Origin of the sequence: Pseudomonas sp. 2995-3 (genome assembly GCF_002742565.1) — a bacterium.
Classification (GTDB): domain Bacteria; phylum Pseudomonadota; class Gammaproteobacteria; order Pseudomonadales; family Pseudomonadaceae; genus Aquipseudomonas; species Aquipseudomonas edaphica.
This window is the reverse complement of sequence record NZ_LJSB01000048.1, coordinates 1-251: the sequence shown is the minus strand read 5'-3', so window position 1 is coordinate 251 and position 251 is coordinate 1. Positions and strand designations below refer to the sequence as shown.

Here is a 251-nt window from a genome sequence, read left to right as displayed (position 1 = left end):
TTTGTTCAGGCAGAAGGGCCAACGACAATTAACCGTCAGGACCAAAGTCGAGGGGTTTCCATTACTGGCGATATTATGGACCGTGATTTAGGAAGTGTCATTTCTGATATTGAAGCAGAATTAGAGCAATATATTTTCCCAGAAGGCTATGATTATAGCACAGGTGGAGAATATGAACAGATGATGGATACGTTTAGTGACTTAGCACTTGCGTTGGCATTGGCTATCTTCCTAGTTTATGCAGTTATGGC

The 251-nt window shown here is 41.8% G+C and carries 1 protein-coding gene; it reads left to right on the top strand.

The features are described 5' to 3' along the window. On the top strand, positions 1–251 hold a 251-nt coding region (locus tag AOA62_RS01750; RefSeq protein WP_143521712.1), incomplete at both ends, for an efflux RND transporter permease subunit.